Genomic DNA, 24,437 nt, shown 5'->3' on the forward strand with positions numbered 1-24,437 from the left:
TAAGTCAGTTCATCAGACACCCGTGAAGAATGTCTGATGAAGAATTCTGTGAAATTAATTTAATGCGTCCTAGCTGCTAACCGGCAACCTTAAAGGCTGCTGATTGTGTTACCGGAATTTCTATAACAAACTCTGTTCCCTCTCCGGGCTGAGAGAAGCACCTGAGAACTCCCCGATGTTTATCTACCACAATTTCGTAGCTAATCGATAGCCCCAATCCGGTGCCTTTACCCACCGGCTTGGTGGTGTAAAACGGGTCAAACAATTTTGATTTGACTGCCTCAGTCATGCCGGGGCCGTTATCTCGAATCCGAATCGTTACGCCGCCTTCATAAGGTTCTGAAACTTCGGTAGAAATGGTAATAACACCCGGGTTTTCCTGCTCTTCTAAGGCATCAAGGGCATTACTTAAAATGTTCATAAAAACTTGGTTGAGTTGGCCGGCGTAGCATTCTACTTGTGGCAGCTCGCCGTACTCTTTAATCAGCTGAATTCCTGTTTTTCCTGCTGGTGTTTTCAAGCGATGCTGCAAGATCAGCAGGGTGCTATCAATTCCCTCATGAATATCTACCGGCTTCATCTGCGCTTGATCTACTCGCGAGAAATTTCGCAATGACAGCACTATCTGGCGGATGCGATCAACTCCCAGATGCATAGATGACAGCAATTTGGGTAAATCTTCGATTAAAAATTCCAGTTCAATCTCTTCTGCATACGCTTCAATTACATTTTGGTTGCCCTGTTGGTAAAGCTCCAACAGTTGAAGTAACTGTTGGGTGTAGTTATGGGCGTGGGAGAGATTGCCGTAAATAAAGTTAACGGGATTGTTGATTTCGTGGGCGACACCGGCAACCAACTGTCCCAAAGAAGACATTTTTTCGCTCTGAATTAATTGAGATTGGGTTTGTTGCAACTCGTGCAGGGTTTGCTGCAACTCTTGGGTTTGCGCTTGGGCAACAGCGGCGGCAATGCGCGTTTGATCGTAAAGTTCTGCTTGATCGAGTGCCAGTGCCAGTTGATTGGCAATCGCGTGCAAGAGTTCCACTTCATGCTCACTCCAGGGTCGCACGTTTTCACTACTCGCACAACTCACCACACCTATTGCCCCTGATCGCGTTTGTATGGGCAGCGCTAATAGAGATTTAATCCCTCGTCCCTCAAAGAATTTTTGCAGAACCGGATCGCTCAGATTCGCTACTTCATCGGCTTGAAACCGTTCCATCTTTAGAAGCTTCTGTGTGAAACTTCCAATTTCAACAGCGGAACAGCAACCCAAAAAACTCGATAAATCTGAGTTTTTTGATTCATGCACCACTTCCCAACTACTATAATTAAGGGTTGAGAGTTGAGAATGTGGAAAAATAAATTCTTCTTGTTTCAATCTCAATTCTTCTTTTTTCTGGGCTGCCGGTCGATACCAAATAAACTGGCAGCGATCAATCTGTAAAAGTGTGCGAATCTCGCTCACTGCCGTTTCTAAAATTGTGTCGAGGTTTAAGGATAAACGGATCTGGCTAGCCAACCGGAAAAGTAAGGCATCCCGTCGGCTTTCTTTGAGCTTGTTTTCATGAAGCAGTGCATTTTCAATGACTGAGGCTGCCTGAAAGGCAAGCATAGTGAGGAGTTTAAGATCCTCTGCCCTATAGGTGAACGGGCAAGTGCTGCTGAGTGCGAGGGCACCAATAACTTTATCTTTGGTTTTTAAAGGAACGCAAATTAAAGAGCTGATTGGCTCATGATCGGCAATATATCTAGCATCAGATAAGACTTCGTTAACGATTTCTCCTTTGCCGGTTAATACAATACTGCCAACGATGCCTTCACCGATTTTTCGAGTTAGATTTGAATTCCATTCTTGACCGAATGCGGCGACAATCTCAAGCTTGCCGGTGCTTTCATTGACTAACATGACTGAGCCGCCGGTTGCCGCTATGAGTCTCTGGGCTTCTTCAACGATTAATTTAGTAACTTCTTTAAGATCTAAGCTAGCGGTTATTTTTTGAGAGGTTTCATAAAAAAATTCACTTTCTCTATATTTATCCAATAACTCAAGTGCTAGGGTTTTCTTTTCTAATTCTTTATTTGCTAAATAAGAAAGCAAGCCGGCAACAGCAGATGCACTCTCATCTCCACTGACCCAGCCAATCACTTCATCTGAAACTTCGACAGAATACTTCTCGTTCAGATTTTTGACTTCGCTTCCTATCAAGATTTTGCCGTCTGTATCCTCAACGCTAATGGCTTTACCCATTACTGCGATGAGGTTCTGGAGTGCAGACAAGCATTCTTTTTTAGAAATAATTTTCTTTAAACTAACTTGAGCCATTTGTTTGTCTGCCTCTCAGAAGTGTTATCTCGATGATTTTCGCTGATTCTTATAAGTTTGAGTTGTAGTATTCAAACAAAATCTAAAATGGATAGATATATTAACCGGCAATCGGGAGGAACGGAGAAATCTTTTATTTATAATTTATTAAAGTATAATCTCAATGATCTCAGTTTAACCTCCGAAAAGTCATCAAACGTTGCTTTCCGTAAGTTCACGGATAATAGCACCCGTACATTCACGCAGCTTAAATTTGAACACTGGTTATTCATGACAGGCAAGACATTCTATCAAGATTTTTTAATTCGTTCGTGGCAACCGCAGGATCGAGCCGGCGCTGCGGCAATCATTCGGGACGTTTTAGCTGAGTATGGTTTGGGTTGGGAAGCTGCCGGCGCAGATCGGGATGTATTGGAGATTGAAGCGTGTTACTTATCAACCGGCGGCGAGTTTTGGGTAATTGAAAAGCAGGCTCAACTGGTGGGCACCGGCGCTTATTATCCGGTGAAGCGGGGTATCAATGCTGTAGAAATTCGCAAAATGTATCTTTTGCCCGAAGCCAGAGGACAAGGATTAGGTAAATTCTTACTGCAGGAGCTAGAAAAAACGATTGCCTCTCGCAATTTTCAAACGATTTGGATTGAAACCGCCAGCGTCTTGAAAGAAGCCACACGTCTCTATGAAAGCAACGGTTACCAACCGGCAACTGGGGTAGAGACAAGCCGGTGTGATCGGGTTTATGTGAAGTATCTATTGCCCTAACTTTTCTAGAATAATGTCATGAATAAAACCCCTACAATCATTGTTGCTGAGCCGAGAAATCGCTCTTTAATACCTTTTTCTTTAAAAATAAAGTAACCCAACAACACCCCCATTAAAACACTGGTACGCTTGATAGCAATGACCTTAACAACCAGGGTCATCGTTAGCGCTTGCATTTGGAAAATTACGGCTAAAGCGCAGCACAAACCCATTGCTAGTAAAACCGGCAATCCTTTGATAATTTTCTTTGCCGGCTGAGAGGTTTTGAATAACAGGATAGGTAGTAACATTAACGTCATTACGATAAACAACGCCATGACCCAAAAAACAGGCGAGGAATTTTGCACGCCTACCTTATCAAAGTTGGAGGTAATGCTCCAGATAAATGCCACAATTAACATATAGCGCGGCCCTTTGGTTTGCACCAATGCTTGAAATGGAGCTAAATAACCTTTAGATTTTTCTTTAATATTTAATAAATAAGAGCCGATTACTAATAGCACAATCCCCATCAAATCAAATTTGTCTGGCCACTCTCCCACAATTAAAGGAGAGGTGATCACCATAAATAAAGGCGTTAAAGCAATCATCGGAAGCGTCAGTGATAAATCTGATTCTTTAATGGCTTTGATGTAAAGCAGGGTGCTGATCGTATTTAGAGTGCCACCAATAGCAAGGGAGATCCAAAACAGGTTTCCCAAAGGAGGAATTTTAAATAAGATAGTAAAAGGAATTAAAAAAAGAGCGCAAAAAAAAGTGAGCGCCCAAGAAACGACGTATTCATCATTATTTTTAAGACCTTGCTTACCGAAAACATCTTTAATCGCTTCAAAAAAAGCTGTCAAAAAAGATAAAAGAAACCAAAGCATAAGCTTTCAGATACGAATTTTGCACTAGAAGGAGTGTAATAGACTTGCAATAATTTTTATCTTAAGGGGGCTGCCGGTCATCATCCTTAAGTTAGAGTTATTGAGCGAAACAAGCAATTTCAATTGAAGTGTGGGAGGAAAAGAGGAAAGTAAAAGTAGGTTTTACTGTTTACTTTCTCTTTCTTTTCTTTTTTTAGGCTAAAGAAGTCGCGCCGGCAGCATAAGCTTCAACCGGCACCAGCCGCCAATCCCCATCCCCTTTTAGTTCTAAAACGTAGTGGTGATACTTCAGTAAGCTGGCACGGTGCCCAACACTGATAAATGTTGTATTGGTTGCTTGCAAATGCTCGTAAAGATTCTGCTCATTTTTAATATCTAAAGCGCTTGTAGCTTCATCTAAAAAAGCATAGCGCGGTGAAGAAAGCAGGAGGCGGGCGAAGGCGAGACGCTGTTGTTCTCCCACAGATAACATATCTCCCCAGTCTAACTCTGCATCAAACCCACCTACTCTATCTAGCAGATATTCGAGGTTGACTTGTCGCAACACTTTTTTGAGTTCTTTATTTGCAATATTGCGATGAGTGCTGGGGTAAAGTAATTGGGTGCGTAAGGAACCTAAAATCATGTAAGGACGCTGGGGCAAAAACAGCATTTCCTCTAAATTCGGTCTGATTAGAGAGCCGGTTCCACTGTCCCACAATCCCGCAATCGCACGCATTAAGGAACTTTTGCCGGCACCACTATGACCGACGATTAATAAGCCTTTACCCGGTTGAATTGTAACAGACAGATCCCTAACCAAAATCTTTTCTGAGTTAGGAATTTGCAAGGTGAGATGCTTGAGGGCTAAATAAGAGCCGGTTGTCATATCAATGCAAGGAGTTTCAAGCTTGCGAATTGGGGTGGGTTTTTCCAAAACTTCAGTAATACCTTCTAAGCGATTAATTCCAGCCGCAAACACGCTGAGTTTGTCAAACTCATCGACGATCACAGAGAGGGCATCTAAAACTTGCCTGAACGCAAAAATTGCTTGGGTAATGACTCCAAATTCAACATGACCGGAAAAATACAAGGGAGCGACGACTAAGGAAGGTACTATGACGACTAGATAGCGATAGCCCGTGGTAAAAAAATCCAAATTTCGTTCCCAGCCAATCAGAAGATTAAAGTTGCTAATAACCCCCATTAATTGCCGCTTTACTTGTTTTGATTCCTGTTGCTCTCCCTGATAAAACGCAATAGATTCTGCGTTGTCACGAATACGCACTAAACCATAACGAAAATTGGCTTCTCTTCGCAACTGGTTGAAGTTTAACCCGATCAGTCGCTTACCGAACCAAACGGTCATGCCGGTGCCGACGGCAGCGTAGATAATTAGCACACTCACAAGTGGGATAGAAATCGACCAGAGAATGCCAATAAAGGCAATCAAATCGATGCCGGCATTCAGCAAAATTAACAAATACTCAAGGCTTTCTTGGGTAAAAGATCTGATATCTTCAGAGATGCGCTGATCTGGATTATCAATGCTTCTATTTTCATGAATTTGATAATAAGCGCGATTGCAGAAATACCGATCTAGAAAATAAGTAGTCAGCCAATCCCGCCAGTAAAGACTGAGCTGTTTTCGGACGTAACGATAAAACACAACAATTGGCGTGGCAATCGCGAACACACCACCATAAACGAATAACAGATGAAAGTATTTGGAAGCATCTTTATTCGAGAGGGCGGTCATGTAATCTCTATTTACATAGCTAATGGTCACATTAATGCCACTAACTAACAGCAACAACAACAGCAAAATCGCCAGTAATCCCCTGGCTTTCCATTTCTCTTCAGAATACCAATAGGGTTTGGCAAGCCGCAAAAACTGCTGCCACAACTGCCCGTCAAATCTGTTCATGTTCTTTGTTTTGAGCAACGCACATCTGTTGGGTGTGATAAAAGCTTGAGATTAACACAAAGGTTAAAGTTTCAGCTAGGAAAGTCACAGAGATCGATTCTTTCCAACGTTATAAACGATCGTGCAGTTGTTTTGGGTTCAATCAAAACAAATTTTTGACTTTGGCCCATCAAGATCGTTACAGAACGCCTAGAGGCTTCTATGGCAGCTTTTGGGAGGCTACAGGTCTTGTTGAACACACCACCTTAGCCTAATTGAACTAGGCTTGCTTATTCTACAGGCAGAAGATCTCTTTCAGATGGGGATCGCCACCAACCATGTCATTTTGGCCGATGACAAGTCTCTACGAGAAACCACTTAATCAATTAAGTTAAAAAGAAAATAAAAATTTATCTATGAACAAAAAACTTCAGAAATAAATAAGAGGTAATTGGGTAAGTTTTAGAGAAGAATAAAAATTGATTTAAGGAACAATATAAAAAATCTTAAATAACTAAAAATTTCTGTCGCAATAAGCTTTTAGTGAATTTATAAATTACAACCCAATTAAATTTCTATGAAAGCTATAAATTACGCGTCATTGATTGAGAGTAAAAGGACAGGTTAAAAAAGTTTCGATATGAGAAAGCGCCAAATCCGAAGAAGCAAATAACACCCTCTATCAATTTGCAAAATGAAATGGGGTTTTAAGAAATGCTGGCGCAACCACTCAATCGAGTTGTATTTCCGACAAAGATATGGCTGCCTTTCGCTTTACCCTAAATACGCCTGCTTGACTCGCTCATCTTTGAGTAAGTCTGAAGCTGGGCCGGTGAGAGTGATGTGACCGGCTTCGAGGACATAGCCCCGATCAGCAGTTTGCAATGCGAGGCTAGCATTTTGTTCTACCAAAAGAATAGTGACGCCGGTGGTACGCAAGTTTTGGATGATCGAAAAAATCTCGCGCACGATCGCCGGTGCTAACCCCAAACTAGGCTCATCTAAGAGTAACAATTTTGGCCGGCTCATTAACGCTCTCGCAATTGCAAGCATCTGCTGTTCACCGCCGCTGAGTGTTCCAGCTAACTGCTGCCGGCGTTCTGCTAGACGCGGAAAAAGTTCAAATTGACGATCTAAATCTGCCTTCACTTCCGCCAAATTCGAGCGGATATATGCGCCCAATTCCAAGTTATCTAAAACTGTTTGCCGCGCGAGCACTCGGCGACCTTCTGGACTGTGGGCGATGCCTAGGCGCACAACTTCATGCGGTTGGCGTCGCGTAATATCACGCCCCCGGTAGAAAATCTTACCTTTTCGCGGGTTGACAATTTTAGAAATCGCTCGCAATGTTGTGCTTTTACCGGCTCCATTTGCACCAATCAGCGTTACCACCTCGCCGCTATTAATTGTTATATTAATATCTTGCAATGCTTGAATTCCGCCATAATTAACATATAGTTCTTTAATTTCTAATAGCAATGTGCTAGTCGATTCCATGCAAACCTCAGATTAATTTAAAAATATTTTTAACACCAATTCCTTCCGATTTCTCCTATATTTTTTTATTCATCTCCTAAATAGGCTTCAATCACGGCGGGATCGCTTCTGACGGATGCGGGGTTTCCCAGGGCAATCAATTGACCGAAATGCAAGACAGCAATGCGCTCACACAAACCCATGACTAAGGGCACATGATGTTCTATTAAAATGATGGTTAAGTTAAAAGAATCACGCATCTCCCGAATAAATTCACTGAGTTGTTGTTTCTCATTGGTGTTCATACCGGCAGCCGGTTCATCAAGCAGTAACACTTGCGGTTCTAACGCCAGTGCTCTAGCAATTTCCAGGCGGCGCTGATCGCCGTAGGAAAAGTTTTTGGCTTTTTCGCCGGCGCGATCGCTCAACCCTACCAAATTCAGCAATTCCAAAGCTTTTTCGCGGGTTTGACGTTCTTCTGTGGGTGCCGGTGGCAAACCCAGCACCCCAATTACCCAAGATAATAAAGGATTTTTCACGCCGCGATTATGGAGATGTCTAGCAACCATCACATTTTCCAGCGCCGACAAATCGGCAAATAAACGAATATTTTGAAACGTTCGGGCAATTCCTTTAGCGGCAATTTGATGGGGTTTGAGAGCGGAAATGTTTTGCCCTTGATAAATCAGTTCTCCACTAGAGGGAACGATCATTCCAGTCATTAAATTAAACAGGGTGGTTTTTCCCGCTCCATTTGGGCCGATCAGTCCAAATATTTCATGTTGCTTCACGTTGAAAGAGACTTCATTAACAGCAACTAAACCCCCAAATTTGCGAGTTAAAGCCTTTGCTTCTAGGAAGGTACTTTCATTCGTGAAAGTTGAATTTTGGCTAGTGGTTTGTGCGTTCATACAGTTAGAAATTACAATCGCTGCGTCTGCCGGCGTTTTTTAAATAATTCGGGTGTTACTAAACCTTGGGGGAAAAATATTGTACCGACAACAATTAGCACCCCAAAAATAATGAGACGCCCATCTCGCAAAAATTCTGCTAACCAAATGGGTAAGCGAGGGATTTCTGCCAAGGATCTCAATATTTCAGGCAGTGCTGTAAATACCATACCTCCTAACACCGGCCCGACAAAGGTTCGGGTTCCACCAATTAAAACTGAGGTTAAGTAAACGATACTGGCATCAAATGTACCCTGACGGGCGTTCCAAGTATTGAGAAAGTGGGCACTGATAGATCCAACAATGCCGGCTAAAATCGCACCTAAGGTAAATGCTAAAACTTTATAATAAGTTGGATTAATCCCTACTGCACCGGCAGCCAATTCATCCTCGCGAATGGCTGTCAGCGCCCGTCCGACGCGAATGCGTTCAAGCCGATAAAATAAAACCATACTAATGATCAGTAATGGCAGCGCTACCCACAAATATTCAAGGGGAGTGGCAAAAGGTTGAGGAATGCCAAAAATTCCAACTGCGCCGCCGGTGATTTCCAAATTGAGGGATAGAACGCGCAGAACTTCTACAAAAGCGATGGTGGCAATCGCTAAATAAATTCCTCGCAATCTCAGTGCCGGTATTCCGACTAAAAGACCTAATATTCCGCTGACAATGCCGGCAATCAGCATTTCTAAAAGCAGCAGAGGGATAGGAAACAAACCCTCAGTAGGGGGAAAAACTTTAGTTGACAAAATTGCCGAAATATACCCGCCCAAGGCATAAAAACCAGGGCTAGCTAGAGAGAGTTGCCCAGCCATCAGTGGCAAATACAAGGACAGTCCCAGCAGTGCCCCCATGATCATGGACACAATCAGAAATCCGTAGGTGCTGAAAAAATTTTCCATTGCAATTAACGATACCGATTACAAATATTATTAACGGTTACTTTTTAGAATAGAGGAACTTAGTAAGTTTATCGAGTCAGCGCTTATTATTAAATGGGTTGTCATTCCTGTTTTAGAAATTTTTTGGTTAGTTCATTACACAGATGTGCCGATTTGAGCAATTATTGTGGCTTTCAGAGCCGATGTGATGGATTGCCGGCTGATGCGAGAGTGGCGAAGCTGGTAGTTTTAGTAAACATATTTCTGCAATGCCCTCGGCTTTTTACCAATTAGCCACTCCCTAAATTCAGCTATCAGATTGTCTTTCGGATGCCTGCCTTACCCTCTCAATATCCAACTCTAATGCTGCTGCTATCTGTTCTAAACTTAACCCTAATTGCAATAGCCGAGGCACAGTTTCTAACTTGCCTTCTAACTTGCCTTCTAACTTGCCTTCTTCCTTGCCTTCTAACTTAACATCTTGAAAGTATTTTGTCTGTTTTAACTCACTTAAGTTAAACATGGCTTCTATCTCCTGCCGGCTTAAATCGGGAAATTTATAGAGCAAGATTGTCTCAATAAATTCTATCACCTTTCGCTTAATCGCCTCATCCCAAAGCTCTATATGCGCTTTCTGGATTAACTGTCTGGCTTGTCGCTGTGCGGTTGTCTCATCTTCAACGACTAATTGCACGATTCCCACTCCCAAGGATTGGTTTGCGGTTTCGCCTAATTCATCTAAGTAAACCCACTGCACTTGCTGACTGGCAACCAAACACTGATATTCTATGGGGACTCCTGGATCGAGCCGGCGTTGGTAAAACACCGGCACTGCACGCCAATCTTTTTTAGGTTTGTTTTGCCCTAGATAAAGGAAAATTTCCGTAAAGAATCGGTAGTAAAAATCTTTGTCAGACTGAAATTGAACTTCAACAAAATAGATCGGCTGTTGAGTTTCACTCGCCGGCACAAACACGCCATCAATACGTTTAACGGTTTCCTTAATTTCAACTGACTGGAACTGATAAGCATTGCCTTCGGATGCCGGCTGACCGATTAACTCAAAAAAAATGCCGGGAAATGTTTGAAAAATCTGATAAAAGAGGCTATCTGTTTTCATGATTTATGTAGATTGCAAAGCATTTTAAACCCCTGACATCCTACACTTTCTGTACAAACCGGCGGCCCAGCAAGCCTTCAGGTTTAACTAATAGCATGAAAAACAATATCCCAAAGGCAACCGCATCTTTATAGGCAGAAAATTCTCCCGGTACAAACGCCTCCACCAGTCCAATTGCCAAACCCCCCACCACAGCACCGGGAATGCTGCCTAAACCTCCCAGTACAATCACTGCTAAGCCTTTAAGCCCAACAGCAATTCCAAAATAAGGGCCGGCAATACTCACACTAGAACCGACTAACGTTCCTGCCAATCCTGCCAGAAAACTGCTGATGAAAAATGTCAAAACAATAAAAAAATCTGTGTTAATCCCAAGCAAACTAGCCGTCAGCCCATCTTCAGCAACAGCCCGCATCGCTTTTCCATATTTTGTACGATTGATAAAATAACTTAAAATTAGCAAAATTAGCACAGAAACCCCAAAGATTACGATCTGAACTGTGCGGATTGGGATGGGGCTTTCCGGCGTACCAAAGTTAATGGATGGCGGTAAATTACCATAAGTATTGGCGGGAAATGTGTAGCTTTCTGCCCCAACTAAATACTGAATTAAATTGACAATGACTAATGCCACGCCTAAGCTTGAAACCACCGTCAGCAGCGGATCTGCACCCTGCCGACGCAAAGGTCGAAAAGCCAAACGTTCCACGGCGACTCCAACCAAACCGGCAAGAGTGCTGCCTAAAAGCAATGCAAAGATAAATGGTAAGCGAATGGGCAATTGCACATTCGCGAATAATCCATTAAACCCGAAGGCACCACCCATCAGCGCATAAGTGAAGTAGGCACCTAGGGTAAAGATTGCCCCGTGTGCAAAATTAATAATGCCCAAAATAGAGAAGATCAGAGTGTAACCCAGTGCAAATATGGCATAAACACTCCCAATCGATAACCCGTTAAGAAATTGTTGAAAAAATAAGCTTAAATCCACAATGATTCTAATAAATCTCCACCGATTAGGGACGCGCTCTATTTTATACTAAACGCAGAGAAACGCAAAGGTTATTATAAACTCTGCGTTCCTTTACGTGTCCTCTTATCAACCCCCCCTGTATTAAAGGCAATGGGCTTATTTCAGATAAGTAAATTTACCCTTATTTCCATCAGCATCCATTTTGATTTGAGCGACGTAAAAATCTTTCTGAACGATTTCTCCTTCGGAAGTAAAAGAAATCTCACCGATGGGCGTATCGTACTTTCCAGCTAATATTTGTTTGTTCAGTTCTGTTCGCAGTTGAGGGAGAGACATTTTAGAAATGTCAGTTTTCTGATCGACTGCTGTTAGGGCTTCTACAAAGACTTGAACAGCGGTAAAAGCTTGAGCGCTAAATTGAGGGGGATCTTTTTTATATTGGTTGGTATAAGCTGTGCGATACACGTTATTGATTTCGCCCGAATGCTCAGGACTGTAAGCTTGGGCAACTAAAACGCCATCACAAAGTGCTTTGCAGACTGGATAGACATTCGGAGTATTGAGACCGTTACCGCCAATAATTAAGCCTTTATAGCCGAGTTCTCGCAATTGCCGAACTAAGTTTCCGCCGTCAGAAGTTAGGCTAGAAATAATTACGAGATCGGGCTTTAAATTCATCCCGTTAGTTGCTTGGGTTTGAAAGTCTGTGTCAGTTGTTTGGAATTTTTGAACGGTTACAAGCTCAAGCCCTTGTTCCTTCACGGTTTGCTGAAAAATGTCTGTTTCGGATTTGCTATAAGCATCATCTTGAGCATAAAAAACAGCAACTCTTTTGAGCTTAGGATTGATCTTAATTGCTGCTTTCACTGCATTGGGTGCAACGACCGTTACGGGTGCTGAAACACGAGCGATATAGTCTCCAATTTGGGGAATTCCTTTGGCCGTAGTAGAAGGCCCAAGTACTGGCACCTTTGCGTTATTTGCCACCGGCTGGGCAGCAAACCCTTGCTGTGAGCGACTCGGCCCGACAATGCCAACGACTTTGTGTTTAGTAATCAGCGATTGAAAGGCATTAATTGCGCCGGCTTCATCTCCTCCCGTATCTTCAAAAATCAGTTTAATGGGGGTGCCATCAACGCCGCCTTTGTCGTTGAAATATTTCTCGGCAATTTTTGCACCGGCAACTGATTCCTGACCGATTAAACCAACGTTGCCGGTTTGTCCTACAGCAATGCCAATGGGAATTGCCCCAGATGAGCCGGCTGTTGTTGAAGACGTGGTCTCAGTTGAGGAATTTGAACCACTATTTGTCTCACCACAAGCACTTAGCAGTAAAGCAAAAGTAACCAATAAAGCACAGGTACGATGAGCCGCAAATTTTTTCATAAAAACTAAAGGGAAATTCTTTAGGAATATTTTACTGAGGCTGTAGCCAATTAAAGAGCGCATTTGTGTTTCTTTATCGGCACTCGGTTAAGTCTATCGTGCATCCAGTGATTACAATTGGCTACCTTTTCAGGCTCACTCGCATCACCGGCAGCCTGAAAGAGTCGGCGATGCAACCGACTCTTTCATTGAGAATATCCAGGATTCTGGCTAGATTTTGCACTGGTTTGCAAAGCTCTACTGCATCACCGGCAACCGATGTTGTATTCTACAGCCGAACGCCGCTGTTTACTCAGGGGTGCCATCGCTATTTTTGAGCGCTAGCTATCCCTCAGGTGCCCCTGGTAAACCGGGAAACAGGCTGCCGGCAACCAGTCTGTATGCACGGAAACACGCAGCTTTGGGGCCTGGGATCACAGCATTCGTAGACAAAAAGGTTGACTTTCGGCTGGGGTATCGCTTATTACTATTTACTTAGTGGTGCATATACGTTACGAATTATGAAGGATCGTTTTTATTTTTTAAGGAGCCAACTTATCGCACACAACTTGTAGCAGAGGAAAGCCCATGCCGTTTCTCGGACTTATTTGGATAACACCTTGTTTGAGCTGTGGAGTCGAATCTGGTCAGGGTTTAGCCAAAAGCCCCGTTCCCTTAATCAGCGCAGTTCCAGCTAAAGGTTTATCGGCAGCCGGTTTTGAGATTAATTGGTCTCATTCTTGGTTCTCTCAGGCAAAAGCAAGTACAAGTATTTCAAGTTCATTTGCTCCCCCAGTTGTCTTGCTGCCACTCAATTGGATGCTTCAGCAAGGACGCCATTACTCTCAACTAAAGCGAGTCAAACCTTTCCGTTCTTGGCCGTGGCTAACTTTTGCAGACAAACCGCTTTGCCCTTCTGAGCAAGTGCCGCAAACCCCTCAATTAATAACGGTTTCACAAACCACTCAGCAGCCGTTTGAACCGTTGGATGTCAAAGTTCCAGTTGAAAGCGATTCCGCAAATAAAATTTTTGAGTTTTTTCACAATTTAGTGCCTCGAACCGAGAGAGTTGAACCCCCCTCTCATGCAGTGCCGGTGTCGGTGGTGGTTATTCACACCGAGCAAAACGCTCAAGCCGGCAGCACTCAAGCTAAGGCTGGAGACAGCAAGCTGCAAGGCTTTTGGCGGAATTTGAAGTCGAGACAGGATCGGGATGCCGCCGGCTCATCCTCCAACCGGCAAACGTTTCAGGTTCGGGTGAAAGAGTATGTGATTGCAGAAGTGCCTGAACGCGCCCAAGCAAATAAGATTGCTCACGCGCTGGAACAATCTTTCAAAGACCGGCATTTCCAGCCGGCACAACTGCAGCCGGCAATGGTGAATGGAACGCCAGCGCTCAAAGCCGGCACTCGAACAATCCTGACAATCGATAAAAAACTAGGTGCCGGTCTTAAAAGCAACCGCGAATTACTGGCTATTGAGTGGGTGAACAATCTCCGAATTGCCCTAGAAACACCCCCATTAACTCTGGTGGAAGCTCAAGCGAAGATGCACCAATTGGTGGAAACGCCAAGGAAAATTGAGGGGATGGCTTCTTGGTATGGGCCTTATTTTGAAGGTCGCCCCACTGCCACAGGTGAAACGTATCGGCAAACTGAACTTACTGCCGCCCATCCCTCCTTGCCTTTCGATACCTATTTGAAAGTCACTAGCCTGGAAAGTCGCAAGACAGTGATTGTGCGAGTCAATGATCGCGGCCCTTATGTTGGAGATAGAGCCTTGGATCTCTCCCGTGAGGCGGCCCGATGCCTCAATAGTGTGGAATCTGGAGTCGTGCCGGTGGAGGCTGTCGTCATGCAAAAGACTAGAAGCTAGGGAAGAGAGGGGAAACCACAAGGAATTTCTGCTCGCTCGTGTTGAGAGCAAATTGTACTAATTCTCTACAAGTCAACTCCACATAAAGCTGATAAGATATCATGCCGTACAGTAATTGATGCGAGAATTGGTGACGTTAAATTTTCCAGCTCGACTTCGAGATTTTGCCGCAATTTTTCTAAATTTTTTGGCATCGACCAACGCAATCGGCGTCAGAATCCATTTAGCTCGCTACGCGACAATAGCTTACCGTCCAACGCTTGACATTGTTCGATCTAAGTCCCTACAGAGATCCTCCGCGTCTTCCAGTCCCACTGATAGTCTGAAAACCCCATCCCCTGCAAAGTTGCGGTACGCCTCAGCCTGCGTCTCATCGAGTGCGAAAGAGGTTTCTAGCATTTCCTGAGTCGAAATATAGTAGATAAGACTACGCTGATGACCGAGGGACACAGCATAGTGAATGACTTGCAATCGCTGGGCAAAAGCTTGAGCAACGGCAAGAGCATCTTTGGCCTGGAAAGCGATCATGCCAGAAAAGTTTCGCATCTGCCGTTTTGCTAATTCGTGTTGCGGATGGGAGGGTAGACCTGGATAAATCATCTGTTTGACTTGAGGATGAGATTCCAGGAATTGTGCCACTTTCAGTGCATTTTCCTGATGAGCTTTCATGCGGATAGGCAATGTAGCGATCCCCCGCATGATCAGCCAAGCGTTAAATGGGCTAAGCGCCCCCCCCAGATGAACCAGCAGATCGCGAATTCCTGATAGTTCATCGCTTGCCCCCAGAACTGCTCCACCAATTGCATCCCCATGTCCACATAAATACTTGCTTAGGGAGTGGACGACAAAATCTGCACCTAAACTGAGGGGCTGAGTCGCTACAGGGGTGGCAAAGGTCGAATCAACCGAGAGCTTTGCACCAGCAGCATGAGCTATTTGTGCGATTGCCCTAATATCCGACAATCTAACAATCGGGTTACAAGGGGTTTCAATATGAATCAGCTTGGTATTGGTTTGAATTGCTGCTTCTACAGCCTTCAAATCTGTTGTGTTGACTCGCGTTACCTGAATCCCAAAACTAGGAATCAATCCCTTCATCAATTCAGCCGCGCCAACATAAGCAACGTCGCTCATGACCAAGTGGTCGCCCGACTTAAGCTGGTGAAACATCAAGGCTGAAATGGCTGCCATACCGCTCCCAAATGCCACACAAGCCTCAGCACCTTCTAAAGCTGCCAATTTTTGTTCTAGCTGTTGAACCGTTGGATTGCCCTCACGGGTATAAAAGAACGTTGTTTGACCCTGTAAATTCTCAGCCGAGAAAGGAGTATCTGCATCGGTCACAAAAGATGATGACATTACAATATTGGGGGAGGAAGCACGAGTAGTGCTATCAGGTTTTTCTCCAGCATGAATTGCTGTCGTTTGCAACCCTTGAAACTCGAAATCATTTGCTGACATGAAGTGAAAGATCTCCTGAGTTATTTTTTCAGTTCAAGGTTTCCCTGTATTGCGGTGCCGATCGCCTGCTCGTCTGGAGCATTACTTTGCAGCAGTGCATGAGCAACATTGGCTTGGTCGGTGTGACTGTCGATCATCTTGTCCATTGATTCGCGTGAACTTTCAAGTGTCATCATTCGAGGAACACCGTTAAGGGGAGAAAATTTCTTTTGGGAGTTTTCTTACCTAAATATAGATTGTTTTCAAATTTTTTTGAATTTGATTTCTCAACAGTTTGAAGATTCGCTATTAATTATCCAATTGGATAATGGAGCCTTTCATAAAGCGAAACGGCTCTTTCTTGCCAAACAACATCATTTTATTCTTTCAGCATCATTTTATTCTTTTAGCCGGCGTATTGTACGCAATTAAATCCTTACGCCTGCGGCGGGGCGAAGCCCTATGAACAAGTTTGGCAATATCTCAAGCGCCCCTGGCGTTGGTCGATGCCAAAAAATCTAGAGGAATTGCGGCAATATCTCAAAGTCGAACTGGAAAAATTAACGCCACCAATTCTCGCATCAATTACTGTACGGCATGATGTCTTATCAGCTTTATCTGTAGTGAACGTTTAGAGAATAGGTATTAGATGTGGGAAAGCTTATTTTGCCACAAACTCGCTATTCTTCTTTGAGGCCGGCAAGATGCCGACCCCAGGAGCAATTAGCGATCAATACTGCTTAAACAGCGAATGGCTTCCAGCATCCCTCTGGCTTTGTTGAGGGTTTCTTCGTATTCTTTTTCTGGCTCAGAATCGGCAACCAAACCGGCACCGGCTTGAACAGATACAATATTTTGCCCGTTGCCTTGGCTGCGAACGACCATTGTGCGAATGGCGATTGCACTGTTGAGCTGACCCTCAAAATCGTAATAGCCATAAGCACCGGAATAGGGTCCGCGCCGGCATCCCTCTAACTCATGAATAATTTCCATCGCCCGAATTTTAGGCGCACCGCTAACGGTGCCGGCGGGGAAGCAAGCTTTCAATAAATCCCAGGCGGTTTTGTCTTTCGCCAACTGACCAACAACGTTACTGACAATGTGCATCACATGAGAGTAACGCTCAATGATCATTAATTCGTCAACCTTGACAGTGCCATTGATACAGGCGCGGCCTACATCATTGCGGCCCAAGTCTACGAGCATCACGTGTTCAGCAATTTCCTTGGGATCTCGTAGCAATTCTTCAGCGAGGGCGTCATCTTCCTGCGGAGTTTGGCCCCGCCGGCGCGTCCCAGCAATCGGTCGTAGCAGTGCTTGTTGGCTGCCATCTGCGGTTCGCTCAGCTTTGACCATCACTTCCGGACTCGAACCAATAATCTGCCAGTCCCCGAAGTGCAAATACGCCATGTAAGGTGAAGGATTAACCAGACGCAGTGAGCGATAAAGGGCAAATGGATCGCCGGTGTACTCGGCTTCTAGTCGCTGAGATAAAACAACTTGAAAAATATCCCCGGCCTTGATGTAATCTTTTGCCTTGCGGACATTCTCACAGAACTGCTCTTGGGAAATGTTGCTGGTATGGGTTAATTCCGGCCCTTGGGTTCCCTTGCTTTCTGGTGGTGTCCAAGCTAAAAGTGTATCCTGGCTCGACAGGGGCATCTGTAGTTTGCTCACCAATCCCTTAACGCGATCGCACGCTTGCTGGTAAGCGCCGGCCAAATCCCCACCGGCATCCCGCAGATCCGCATAAGCGATCGCCCAAATCTTGCGCTTGACTTGGTCAAAAATCAGCAGGTTATCTACCTGCATCCACAACCCGTCCGGCAAGTCTGTTTCCTCTGCTGGGTAAACCGGCACACGCGGTTCTATCCAGGGAATGAGTTCATAACCCCAAAAACCAAATAAACCCCCGATTCCTGGCGGCAGTTGCGGCAAATTCACCGGCTGATAGGGTTTTAGGCAGTTAGCGAGAACTTCAAATGGATCGCCTTCAAATACTTCTTCGCTGCCGGTGCGGTGAGTTTGGGTGGTGCGATTGCCTTTTGTTTCCAGAACCCAAAGCGGATCGCAACCGAGAAAACTGTAGCGGCCAATTTTTTCTCCGCCTTCCACCGACTCCAAAAGAAAGCTGTAAGGTTGGCCGGCGCAAACTTTGTACCAAGCAGACACCGGCGTATCGAGATCCGCTGCCCATTCCTGGTACACCGGCACAAAATTTCCTTGCTGGGCTAACTGAGAAAACTGTGAGAAATCCGGTAAAATCATGGACGCAACGACCTGTAGTTCATTAGCAATACTTTTATTTGCGTTAGATCTGCAAAGACCAGAGCAAGCTGCTCAGCCTCAGATATCTAACTTTTTAATCAGATTACACGCACTTAGAGCTTAATTTAAAATTTAGAAATTCAAAATTTAAAAGAGTCTGAGCTGTACTCTCCAACAAGCTTGTTGTCGGCACTGTGTTTTTAATAATAACCGCAGATGATAGGGCAGCGTGCTCTGCCGGCATCGGTCGATAGTTTAGAAGGAGTTTCGAGTTTGGCCAGAGGTTTCGTCAGATTACCCATTGTAAAGTCATAGAATTCACCGGCTCTTTGTCTGCCTTCTCATCTACTCTTTTGCTGGCAAGGGTTGAGACTGGCGATAAGAAGAGGGCAGGCTGTGAACCCGCCCCCTCCTTATCTGCAATAAGTCACGACGCCCAGTTTTAGGGGAAGCACCCCAAAACTAAACTTGGTAAGTCGTTTTACCGCTGAATTTGATTGACGCAGGTTCCGGGTTGCTGCCGATATTGCGATCAACCTTGCCCACATAGGGACGGCCTTCGTTCACTTTTTCAGGGAAGACGCCATCTTTAGGATGTAGGTACTGGATTTCGCCGCTCGCGTAAATCCGGTAAATTTTGTAGTCCGTAATTTTGAACTTGGCCCTCAATTGCTGGCCACCCAAGGCAATGCAGTATTCCTTCCGGGCTAAGTACAGCAGGTTTTCACCTTGCCGCATGATAGCTGAACCGCCGGTGGGCAATTCAAAGACTTGTTCCTTCGGGCTAGTCCAAGTAATCGCGTATTTTTCTTCAACTTCTGCTTTTGACAGTAAGCCGCCGGTGCCGCCCCCAAAGATCGGAGATTGTCCAGTTAAAGTTTGTGCCATGAATGACTCTCTCTTACTTAATGTTTCAGGCAATTTTTATGGAATCGTATCACCGAGACTCCCCCTATCTATAAACTTGGTCATGAACTGTTACAGTTCTTTAGGTAAAGGGAGTGCTGAGGGCTAAGTGCTGAGTCTGTCAATTCGGGTTGTAGCCACGGGGAACTTGGCTGAGAGCATTCCAAGTTTGCTGACCGACAATGCCATCGACGGCTAGACCAAAGCTTTTTTGGAAGGCGCAGACAGCCTTGTACGTCAGGAAACCAAAGTTTCCATCAACGACGCCGTTGTAGTGACCCGTCAACCAGAGAACCTGCTGCATGGTTTTGACAGCCTGACCTGAACGACCTTGTTCCAGCACCGGCATATTAACTGGGGTGCCGGTGGCCAGTGCTTGCCAGGTGAAGGAGCCGACAACGCCATCCTCTGGGAGAAAGACGCTAAACTGGAACATCTTGACCGCAAATTCCACTGTTTTGTCGAATATGCCGGTAATGGGTTGCCGGTAGGCTCCCCAGCGCTTTAATAGCTTTTGCAATTCCATCACTGCAGTGCCTTCGTATCCTAATTGCAATTGCGGCTTACTGATAGAGGCTTTAACAGAATTGTCTTGGTTAGTAGATAACATAATTAATCTTCCTTTAAGTTAAGTGTCTACATTTCCCAAGATAGGGCTGCCGGCTTCCCTCGCACCTCGCCTGTCTGATGTATTCAAATGGGTGATTAGAAGCAACCCTGCCGGTTCACCCAACAGCAGGATGTTGCTTAAAATTATTACTTCAAGTTTCACTCCCCTTGCAGGGATTTTCTTAGTTGAAAGTGCTGGCTTGACTGACGCGTATCTGCACCAGACAACGATGGTTTCAGCACCATTGACGGGGATTCTGTTATGGATGTTATTTTCGCAAAATTAGCACGTCGCTCTTTCAAAACTGAATAACTTTTGCGGCATTTTGTTAGAAAAAATTACCTGAGTCAGCGTAATCTTCTCTCCTCAAAAACTAAACCGCTTGCAAAATTCAAAATCCTTGTAAATTATCTGTGTTTATCTGTAGTTATTATTAAAAACCACAACTTTTACACGCAATCTATTCGGCTAGCGCTTCTTTTGCCAATTAGAGCGAGGAGGCAGCCGGCGAACCATAAATTCTCTATCCCTAACATCACTGCGTTTAGGAGAAGGCGAACTCGGAGAAACCGGCTGTCTCCACAAAACGGACGGAATACTCATTGCACCGAAAATCATGACAATTGTGGCAGTCATCCAAACGAGGAGGCGATTTGGTTTATAGTCAGCACGCTCTATTTGCCAAAAAACCTGATTGTATCGCCAGGTAGCTAATGCAATTAGAATAATCCCTATAAGTGCTAAATTTATGCCAAGCGTCTCAGAACTAAGGAAAGAATGGGTAACAATCGCCTTGCCGGTGATACTAATTTGCAGTTGCCTTAAAAATAAGCCAAATCGTGAAATTGCAAAGCCAAACCCAATCAATGCAATTGAAGTTCTCAGCCAAGCAAGAAAGGTTCTTTCATTTGCTTGATGCTCTCGTTGCCGGTCAATTTTCGGTACATTTTCTCTTTGTTGATCGCTCACAAAAAAGATACCAAATTAACACAAGGGTCGGAATAAAGTTGCCGGCATTGGGGAGAGCATCCGTGGTTACATATTTTCGTCACCCACAAGATGTTAGGCGCGGATGCTATGCCACTACATAGATAATATATATTTCGGTTAAAGCAATATTACCGATAATTGGTAAATTGCAAAGCCACCGGCAAGTCTTCTTGCTTGAGGCGTTGAATCACCTCTTGCAGCTCATCTTTAGATTTAGCAGAAACCCGCACAACATCGCCTTGAATTGAGGCTTGAATTTTTTTAAATTCGTCGCGGATTAATTTGCTAATTTGCTTAGCAATTTCTTGGCTAATGCCCTTTTGTAGCTTAATTTCTTGACGAACTCGGTTGCCGCTAGCTGAATCAACCTTACCGTAATCAAAGATTTTTAATGACAAATTGCGCTTAACGGCTTTTGTCTGTAAAACACTGTGAACCGCTTCTAGGGTGAATTCACTATCTGTGTTAACTATCAGCGAGTCACTGCCCAATTCTAGGCTGGTGTTGGTATCTTTGAGATCATACCGGCTCTTAATTTCCCGTTCGGTTTGGTCAACCGCATTCACCAATTCCTGCCGGTCAAAATCGCTGACAATATCAAATGAATAAGTAGAAGCCATAACAAAGTAAAAAGTGAAGAGTGTTCGCCTAACCGGCGCTCTTAGCGCATCGAAAAAAACTGAAAAGTGCCTTAAACAATACCAATCGCTTCAAAGCGCCACAGAATTGTTAACAGCCAGTAAACTGAGAACAAATAATGTGAGCGTTGAAAGAGAGCCAATGCCAAACATTAGCGATCGCGCCAAAGGCACATTCAAAATATAAAAAACCGAGTGCAGCAACCTCGCTACCACAAATGCGATCGCCGCACCGGCAGCCAAAGTAGAATTCTGACCCGTCACATAAGCCATCAGTGCAGCCGCCGCAAACACCATAAACGTTTCAAATGAGTTTTGGTGCGCCCAAGTTGCTCTTTGACCGTATGCCGGCAGTTTATCAAACATAGCGCGGGGCGCTGCTATGTCCATCCCCACCTGAAGGCGAGCATAAGCCACCACCAGGAAAGGAAAATAAATCAGAGCAGCTGCCGCCGCAATGCAATCTAGCAGAATGGCAGACACAGTTAATTGCATGAGAACTCGTTAATCAAAGTAAAACAGAGTCACAACTCGCCGTTGTTCCTCGGCTTCCTGACACGTCTGTAGCAACGTGTGGCTGTCGTGAAATGCAAAGCAGATCAACTGCTGGCAGCGAGAAACAATCTCCTGGTTGCACAAAGCACTTGCTTCTGCAAGCGACAGCGTGTCGTTACCGGGATTTTCCACTAAGTGCATCACGTGCTCAAGTGGTTCGCGAGACTCGGCTGGCTGACGAGCCAAGCTTTGCGGCAAGATCACCGTTAGCAAGTTGGGATCAGCCCGCATTGCTCCTCGGATCGCCGCTGCATTCGTGCCGGTGGCACCGGAGGTGATGAGACGGTTGCCGGATAAAACCAAGGCATAACTCATCATCTCAATCAGGTGCTGGTGGGTAATGGGAACATGACGCGATCCTAAAAGGGCAATCCGCTTAGCGCCAGTTTGCTGGATCGTCGCTAGTTCTTGCGCCAGTGTATCTATCTTGGGGATGTCTATCGATTGACTCAAAGACGCTACAACGCTGAACAGAACAACCACGACATTGTAGCAGACAGAAGGTGTGGCATGGCTCAAATTCTCACAGCAAAATGGGAACTAGGGGTTACTTCACCCCAAACAGTCTGGCAATTAATTGCCTCAGCCCAAATTTGCAGATGAAGTCTAGCACCAAAAAGGTTGGTTAACCGGCACGAGCGGGTTATTAACACAGGCGAGGGTTCGGTTGCCTTGCGGCGGTTTCAATCGGCAACAAAACTTGACAAAAACAACAAAAAGTGCAGTAAAGATACAGCTTAGGAATAGCATAGCTAAAACAGGAAAATTCACCAATGGTTCGCAATATTTCAACAACGCCCTTAAAAACAGATGTGAAACCGGCCCTAACTTGGGCAAAAGCAATCATGCCATCGGCAGCGGAATTTGACCCCACACCCCTGCCCACCCTTGCCGGCACACTGCCTGCCGGTTTACGCGGTTCCCTCTACCGTAACGGCCCAGGGCGGTTAGAACGCGGCGGACAGCGCATGGGCCATTGGTTTGATGGGGATGGGGCGATTCTGGCGGTTCATTTTAACCAAAAAGGACGAGAAGGAACGGCTACCGGACTCTACCGCTATGTAAAAACCACCGGCTACCAAGACGAGGAAGCAGCCGGCAAACTTCTTTACGGCGGCTATGGTATGACAGGAAAGGGTCCTATTTGGCGACGATTGACGAAAGCTGTGAAAAATGCAGCAAATACCTCTGTGCTGGCGTTACCCGACAAGCTACTAGCGCTTTGGGAAGGCGGGCACCCCCACCAACTGGATCTGCAAACCTTAGAAACCGTTGGACTGGATGATTTACATGGGTTAAAAACCACTTGGAACTACTCCGCCCACCCGAAACGTGACCCCCAAACCGGCGAGATTTATAATTTTGGAGTATCGGCTGGGAAAAATGCCGTCTTGCAAGTTTACCGATCAAATAGCGCCGGCAAGTTGCTGCAACACAATAGCATCACCCTGGATGGCGTGCCTCTAGTTCATGATTTTGTCCTCGCCGGCAACTATTTAGTCTTTTTCATCCCGCCGGTGCGCCTTAACCCTCTGCCGGTGCTGTTTCAGCAAACAAGCTACAGCGATGCGCTTGCTTGGCATCCAGAAAAAGGAACGCAGATTTTAGTCATTGATCGCAACACCTTAGAAGTGGTCAGTCGTGGTGAAGCGGAACCCTGGTATCAGTGGCACTTCGGCAATGGCTATGTCGATGCCGGTGGATCTGTGGTGGTAGATCTTGCCCGCTACGAAGATTTTCAGACCAATCACCGGCTCAAGCAAGTGGCAACCGGCCATGTAGAAACGGCTGCGAAGGCGACACTATGGCAACTTCGCCTTGATCCGCAATCGGGTCAAATCACTCAACAGCAAGAAGTGGTTGATCGCAGTTGCGAGTTTCCCACGGTCGCCCCCGCCGAAATGGGCCAAGCCTCGCGCTTTACTTATCTAGCCCTCCACCGGCAAGGCGTTGATATTGCCCCAGAACTTTATGGCACAATCGCCCGCTTCGACTATCACACCGGCACCCTCACAGAGGCTGATTTAGGAGATAACCGCTACCCAACGGAACCCCTCTACTGTGCGGATTCCGAAAATCCTGATCGCGGTTGGATCATCACCGTCGTGTTTGATGGCGAGCGCAACAGCAGCGAAGTTTGGATTTTTGACGCCGATCAGCTAGATGCGCCGCCGGTGTGCCGGTTGGCTTTACCCAGCGTTGTGCCAATGGGATTTCACGGCACTTGGAATCCAGCATGAGCAATTGTTAAATTGTTCAGACTAGGGGCAGTCATTTATTTCCTTCTAACTTTCCCTCAAAAGGGGGAACTCACTTCCCCCTTTTTTCCTCTAAAGTAAAGAAATTAACAACAATTCCTCAAAGAATGTTGCGTGCCGGTTTAGGCAGCAATGCCTGAAGTTTTTTAGATGTCGGTGGTATTACTGAGACTCACAAAAGACGCATAACTTTACACTCTTGAAGCTTAAGTCGCTTTTCTCCCGCTCACAGATTTTTAAAATAAAAAAATACCTATTTTTGCAGATTTTTTAGCAACTACAAACAATAT

At 45.1% G+C, this 24,437-nt stretch carries 22 protein-coding genes; 4 read left to right on the forward strand and 18 right to left on the reverse strand.

The annotated features are described in order from the left end of the window. Positions 1-76: 76 nt before the first annotated feature. Positions 77-2,326, reverse strand: a complete 2,250-nt coding sequence (locus tag H6F56_RS08155) for a GAF domain-containing protein (protein WP_190666665.1) — start codon at positions 2,324-2,326, stop codon at positions 77-79. Between the two features lie 270 nt (positions 2,327-2,596). On the opposite strand from H6F56_RS08155, the gene H6F56_RS08160 reads away from it, so the two are divergent. Then, positions 2,597-3,088 carry a GNAT family N-acetyltransferase gene (locus H6F56_RS08160; RefSeq protein ID WP_190667131.1) on the forward strand — a complete coding sequence of 164 codons (492 nt, stop codon included), beginning with the start codon at positions 2,597-2,599 and terminating at the stop codon, positions 3,086-3,088. 5 nt (positions 3,089-3,093) lie between these two features. Here H6F56_RS08160 and H6F56_RS08165 read toward each other — a convergent pair whose 3' ends face one another. The 8 genes from H6F56_RS08165 to H6F56_RS08200 all read right to left on the reverse strand — a co-directional run bounded on the left by H6F56_RS08165 (position 3,094) and on the right by H6F56_RS08200 (position 12,628). Then, entirely contained in the window at positions 3,094-3,957 is an 864-nt protein-coding gene (locus tag H6F56_RS08165; RefSeq protein WP_190666667.1) for an EamA family transporter, read from the reverse strand. Positions 3,958-4,150: 193 nt separating this feature from the next. Beyond that, the gene (locus H6F56_RS08170; RefSeq protein WP_190666669.1) at positions 4,151-5,863 is read right to left on the reverse strand and encodes an ABC transporter ATP-binding protein/permease; all 1,713 of its coding nucleotides are present in this window, start codon (positions 5,861-5,863) and stop codon (positions 4,151-4,153) included. 753 nt (positions 5,864-6,616) lie between these two features. Next, positions 6,617-7,339, reverse strand: coding sequence for an ABC transporter ATP-binding protein (locus H6F56_RS08175; protein WP_190666670.1), 723 nt, complete (start codon positions 7,337-7,339; stop codon positions 6,617-6,619). Positions 7,340-7,404: 65 nt separating this feature from the next. Next, positions 7,405-8,229, reverse strand: a complete 825-nt coding sequence (locus H6F56_RS08180; RefSeq protein WP_190666672.1) for an ABC transporter ATP-binding protein — start codon at positions 8,227-8,229, stop codon at positions 7,405-7,407. Positions 8,230-8,240: 11 nt separating this feature from the next. After that, positions 8,241-9,170, reverse strand: a complete 930-nt coding sequence (locus H6F56_RS08185; protein ID WP_190666673.1) for a branched-chain amino acid ABC transporter permease — start codon at positions 9,168-9,170, stop codon at positions 8,241-8,243. Positions 9,171-9,456: 286 nt separating this feature from the next. Continuing rightward, the gene (locus H6F56_RS08190) at positions 9,457-10,269 is read right to left on the reverse strand and encodes an Rpn family recombination-promoting nuclease/putative transposase (protein ID WP_190666675.1); all 813 of its coding nucleotides are present in this window, start codon (positions 10,267-10,269) and stop codon (positions 9,457-9,459) included. A 40-nt stretch (positions 10,270-10,309) separates the two neighbouring features. Next, positions 10,310-11,260 (reverse strand): branched-chain amino acid ABC transporter permease, encoded by a 951-nt coding sequence (locus tag H6F56_RS08195; RefSeq protein WP_190666677.1) that lies wholly within the window; start codon positions 11,258-11,260, stop codon positions 10,310-10,312. Between the two features lie 138 nt (positions 11,261-11,398). Beyond that, positions 11,399-12,628, reverse strand: a complete 1,230-nt coding sequence (locus H6F56_RS08200) for an ABC transporter substrate-binding protein (RefSeq protein ID WP_190666678.1) — start codon at positions 12,626-12,628, stop codon at positions 11,399-11,401. Between the two features lie 567 nt (positions 12,629-13,195). Between H6F56_RS08200 and H6F56_RS25765 the strand changes: the two genes are divergently transcribed. Next, on the forward strand, positions 13,196-14,482 hold the full coding sequence (locus tag H6F56_RS25765; protein ID WP_199312648.1) for a septal ring lytic transglycosylase RlpA family protein: 1,287 nt from the start codon (positions 13,196-13,198) through the stop codon (positions 14,480-14,482). 246 nt (positions 14,483-14,728) lie between these two features. Here H6F56_RS25765 and H6F56_RS08210 read toward each other — a convergent pair whose 3' ends face one another. Beyond that, the gene (locus tag H6F56_RS08210) at positions 14,729-15,943 is read right to left on the reverse strand and encodes a trans-sulfuration enzyme family protein (protein WP_190666680.1); all 1,215 of its coding nucleotides are present in this window, start codon (positions 15,941-15,943) and stop codon (positions 14,729-14,731) included. 485 nt (positions 15,944-16,428) lie between these two features. On the opposite strand from H6F56_RS08210, the gene H6F56_RS26790 reads away from it, so the two are divergent. After that, positions 16,429-16,557 (forward strand): hypothetical protein, encoded by a 129-nt coding sequence (locus tag H6F56_RS26790; protein WP_255513695.1) that lies wholly within the window; start codon positions 16,429-16,431, stop codon positions 16,555-16,557. Positions 16,558-16,645: 88 nt separating this feature from the next. Here H6F56_RS26790 and trpE read toward each other — a convergent pair whose 3' ends face one another. The 8 genes from trpE to H6F56_RS08250 all read right to left on the reverse strand — a co-directional run bounded on the left by trpE (position 16,646) and on the right by H6F56_RS08250 (position 22,342). Continuing rightward, entirely contained in the window at positions 16,646-18,190 is a 1,545-nt protein-coding gene (trpE, locus tag H6F56_RS08215) for an anthranilate synthase component I (RefSeq protein ID WP_190666682.1), read from the reverse strand. Positions 18,191-18,652: 462 nt separating this feature from the next. Further along, positions 18,653-19,078: a photosystem I reaction center subunit II PsaD gene (locus H6F56_RS08220; protein WP_190666683.1), complete on the reverse strand. Its 426-nt coding sequence runs from the start codon at positions 19,076-19,078 to the stop codon at positions 18,653-18,655. A gap of 139 nt (positions 19,079-19,217) precedes the next feature. Next, positions 19,218-19,706: a peptidoglycan-binding domain-containing protein gene (locus H6F56_RS08225; protein ID WP_190666685.1), complete on the reverse strand. Its 489-nt coding sequence runs from the start codon at positions 19,704-19,706 to the stop codon at positions 19,218-19,220. An 18-nt stretch (positions 19,707-19,724) separates the two neighbouring features. Further along, a complete protein-coding gene (locus tag H6F56_RS08230) occupies positions 19,725-19,868 on the reverse strand; it encodes a hypothetical protein (protein ID WP_190666687.1) in 144 nt (47 codons plus the stop codon). A gap of 306 nt (positions 19,869-20,174) precedes the next feature. After that, positions 20,175-20,675, reverse strand: coding sequence for a YidH family protein (locus H6F56_RS08235; RefSeq protein WP_190666689.1), 501 nt, complete (start codon positions 20,673-20,675; stop codon positions 20,175-20,177). 149 nt (positions 20,676-20,824) lie between these two features. Next, positions 20,825-21,316: a YajQ family cyclic di-GMP-binding protein gene (locus tag H6F56_RS08240; protein WP_190666691.1), complete on the reverse strand. Its 492-nt coding sequence runs from the start codon at positions 21,314-21,316 to the stop codon at positions 20,825-20,827. 90 nt (positions 21,317-21,406) lie between these two features. Continuing rightward, positions 21,407-21,829, reverse strand: coding sequence for an MAPEG family protein (locus tag H6F56_RS08245; protein ID WP_190666693.1), 423 nt, complete (start codon positions 21,827-21,829; stop codon positions 21,407-21,409). Positions 21,830-21,838: 9 nt separating this feature from the next. After that, positions 21,839-22,342: a DNA recombination-mediator protein A gene (locus H6F56_RS08250; RefSeq protein ID WP_190667134.1), complete on the reverse strand. Its 504-nt coding sequence runs from the start codon at positions 22,340-22,342 to the stop codon at positions 21,839-21,841. 320 nt (positions 22,343-22,662) lie between these two features. Here H6F56_RS08250 and H6F56_RS08255 point away from each other — a divergent pair, with 320 nt between their 5' ends. Next, positions 22,663-24,129, forward strand: coding sequence for a carotenoid oxygenase family protein (locus H6F56_RS08255; protein WP_190666695.1), 1,467 nt, complete (start codon positions 22,663-22,665; stop codon positions 24,127-24,129). Positions 24,130-24,437: the final 308 nt, after the last annotated feature.

It is taken from the genome of Microcoleus sp. FACHB-672 (assembly GCF_014695725.1).
In the GTDB taxonomy this organism is placed as follows: Bacteria; Cyanobacteriota; Cyanobacteriia; order Cyanobacteriales; family Oscillatoriaceae; genus FACHB-68.

Excerpts from the sequence above, each read along its gene's own strand:
- H6F56_RS08155 (WP_190666665.1), bottom strand. The coding sequence starts at position 2,326 with ATGGCTCAAGTTAGTTTAAAGAAAATTATTTCTAAAAAAGAATGCTTG.
- H6F56_RS08160 (WP_190667131.1), top strand. The coding sequence starts at position 2,597 with ATGACAGGCAAGACATTCTATCAAGATTTTTTAATTCGTTCGTGGCAA.
- H6F56_RS08165 (WP_190666667.1), bottom strand. The coding sequence starts at position 3,957 with ATGCTTTGGTTTCTTTTATCTTTTTTGACAGCTTTTTTTGAAGCGATT.
- H6F56_RS08170 (WP_190666669.1), bottom strand. The coding sequence starts at position 5,863 with ATGAACAGATTTGACGGGCAGTTGTGGCAGCAGTTTTTGCGGCTTGCC.
- H6F56_RS08175 (WP_190666670.1), bottom strand. The coding sequence starts at position 7,339 with ATGGAATCGACTAGCACATTGCTATTAGAAATTAAAGAACTATATGTT.
- H6F56_RS08180 (WP_190666672.1), bottom strand. The coding sequence starts at position 8,229 with ATGAACGCACAAACCACTAGCCAAAATTCAACTTTCACGAATGAAAGT.
- H6F56_RS08185 (WP_190666673.1), bottom strand. The coding sequence starts at position 9,170 with ATGGAAAATTTTTTCAGCACCTACGGATTTCTGATTGTGTCCATGATC.
- H6F56_RS08190 (WP_190666675.1), bottom strand. The coding sequence starts at position 10,269 with ATGAAAACAGATAGCCTCTTTTATCAGATTTTTCAAACATTTCCCGGC.
- H6F56_RS08200 (WP_190666678.1), bottom strand. The coding sequence starts at position 12,628 with ATGAAAAAATTTGCGGCTCATCGTACCTGTGCTTTATTGGTTACTTTT.
- H6F56_RS25765 (WP_199312648.1), top strand. The coding sequence starts at position 13,196 with ATGCCGTTTCTCGGACTTATTTGGATAACACCTTGTTTGAGCTGTGGA.
- H6F56_RS08210 (WP_190666680.1), bottom strand. The coding sequence starts at position 15,943 with ATGTCAGCAAATGATTTCGAGTTTCAAGGGTTGCAAACGACAGCAATT.
- H6F56_RS26790 (WP_255513695.1), top strand. The coding sequence starts at position 16,429 with ATGCCAAAAAATCTAGAGGAATTGCGGCAATATCTCAAAGTCGAACTG.
- trpE (WP_190666682.1), bottom strand. The coding sequence starts at position 18,190 with ATGATTTTACCGGATTTCTCACAGTTTTCTCAGTTAGCCCAGCAAGGA.
- H6F56_RS08220 (WP_190666683.1), bottom strand. The coding sequence starts at position 19,078 with ATGGCACAAACTTTAACTGGACAATCTCCGATCTTTGGGGGCGGCACC.
- H6F56_RS08225 (WP_190666685.1), bottom strand. The coding sequence starts at position 19,706 with ATGTTATCTACTAACCAAGACAATTCTGTTAAAGCCTCTATCAGTAAG.
- H6F56_RS08240 (WP_190666691.1), bottom strand. The coding sequence starts at position 21,316 with ATGGCTTCTACTTATTCATTTGATATTGTCAGCGATTTTGACCGGCAG.
- H6F56_RS08245 (WP_190666693.1), bottom strand. The coding sequence starts at position 21,829 with ATGCAATTAACTGTGTCTGCCATTCTGCTAGATTGCATTGCGGCGGCA.
- H6F56_RS08255 (WP_190666695.1), top strand. The coding sequence starts at position 22,663 with ATGGTTCGCAATATTTCAACAACGCCCTTAAAAACAGATGTGAAACCG.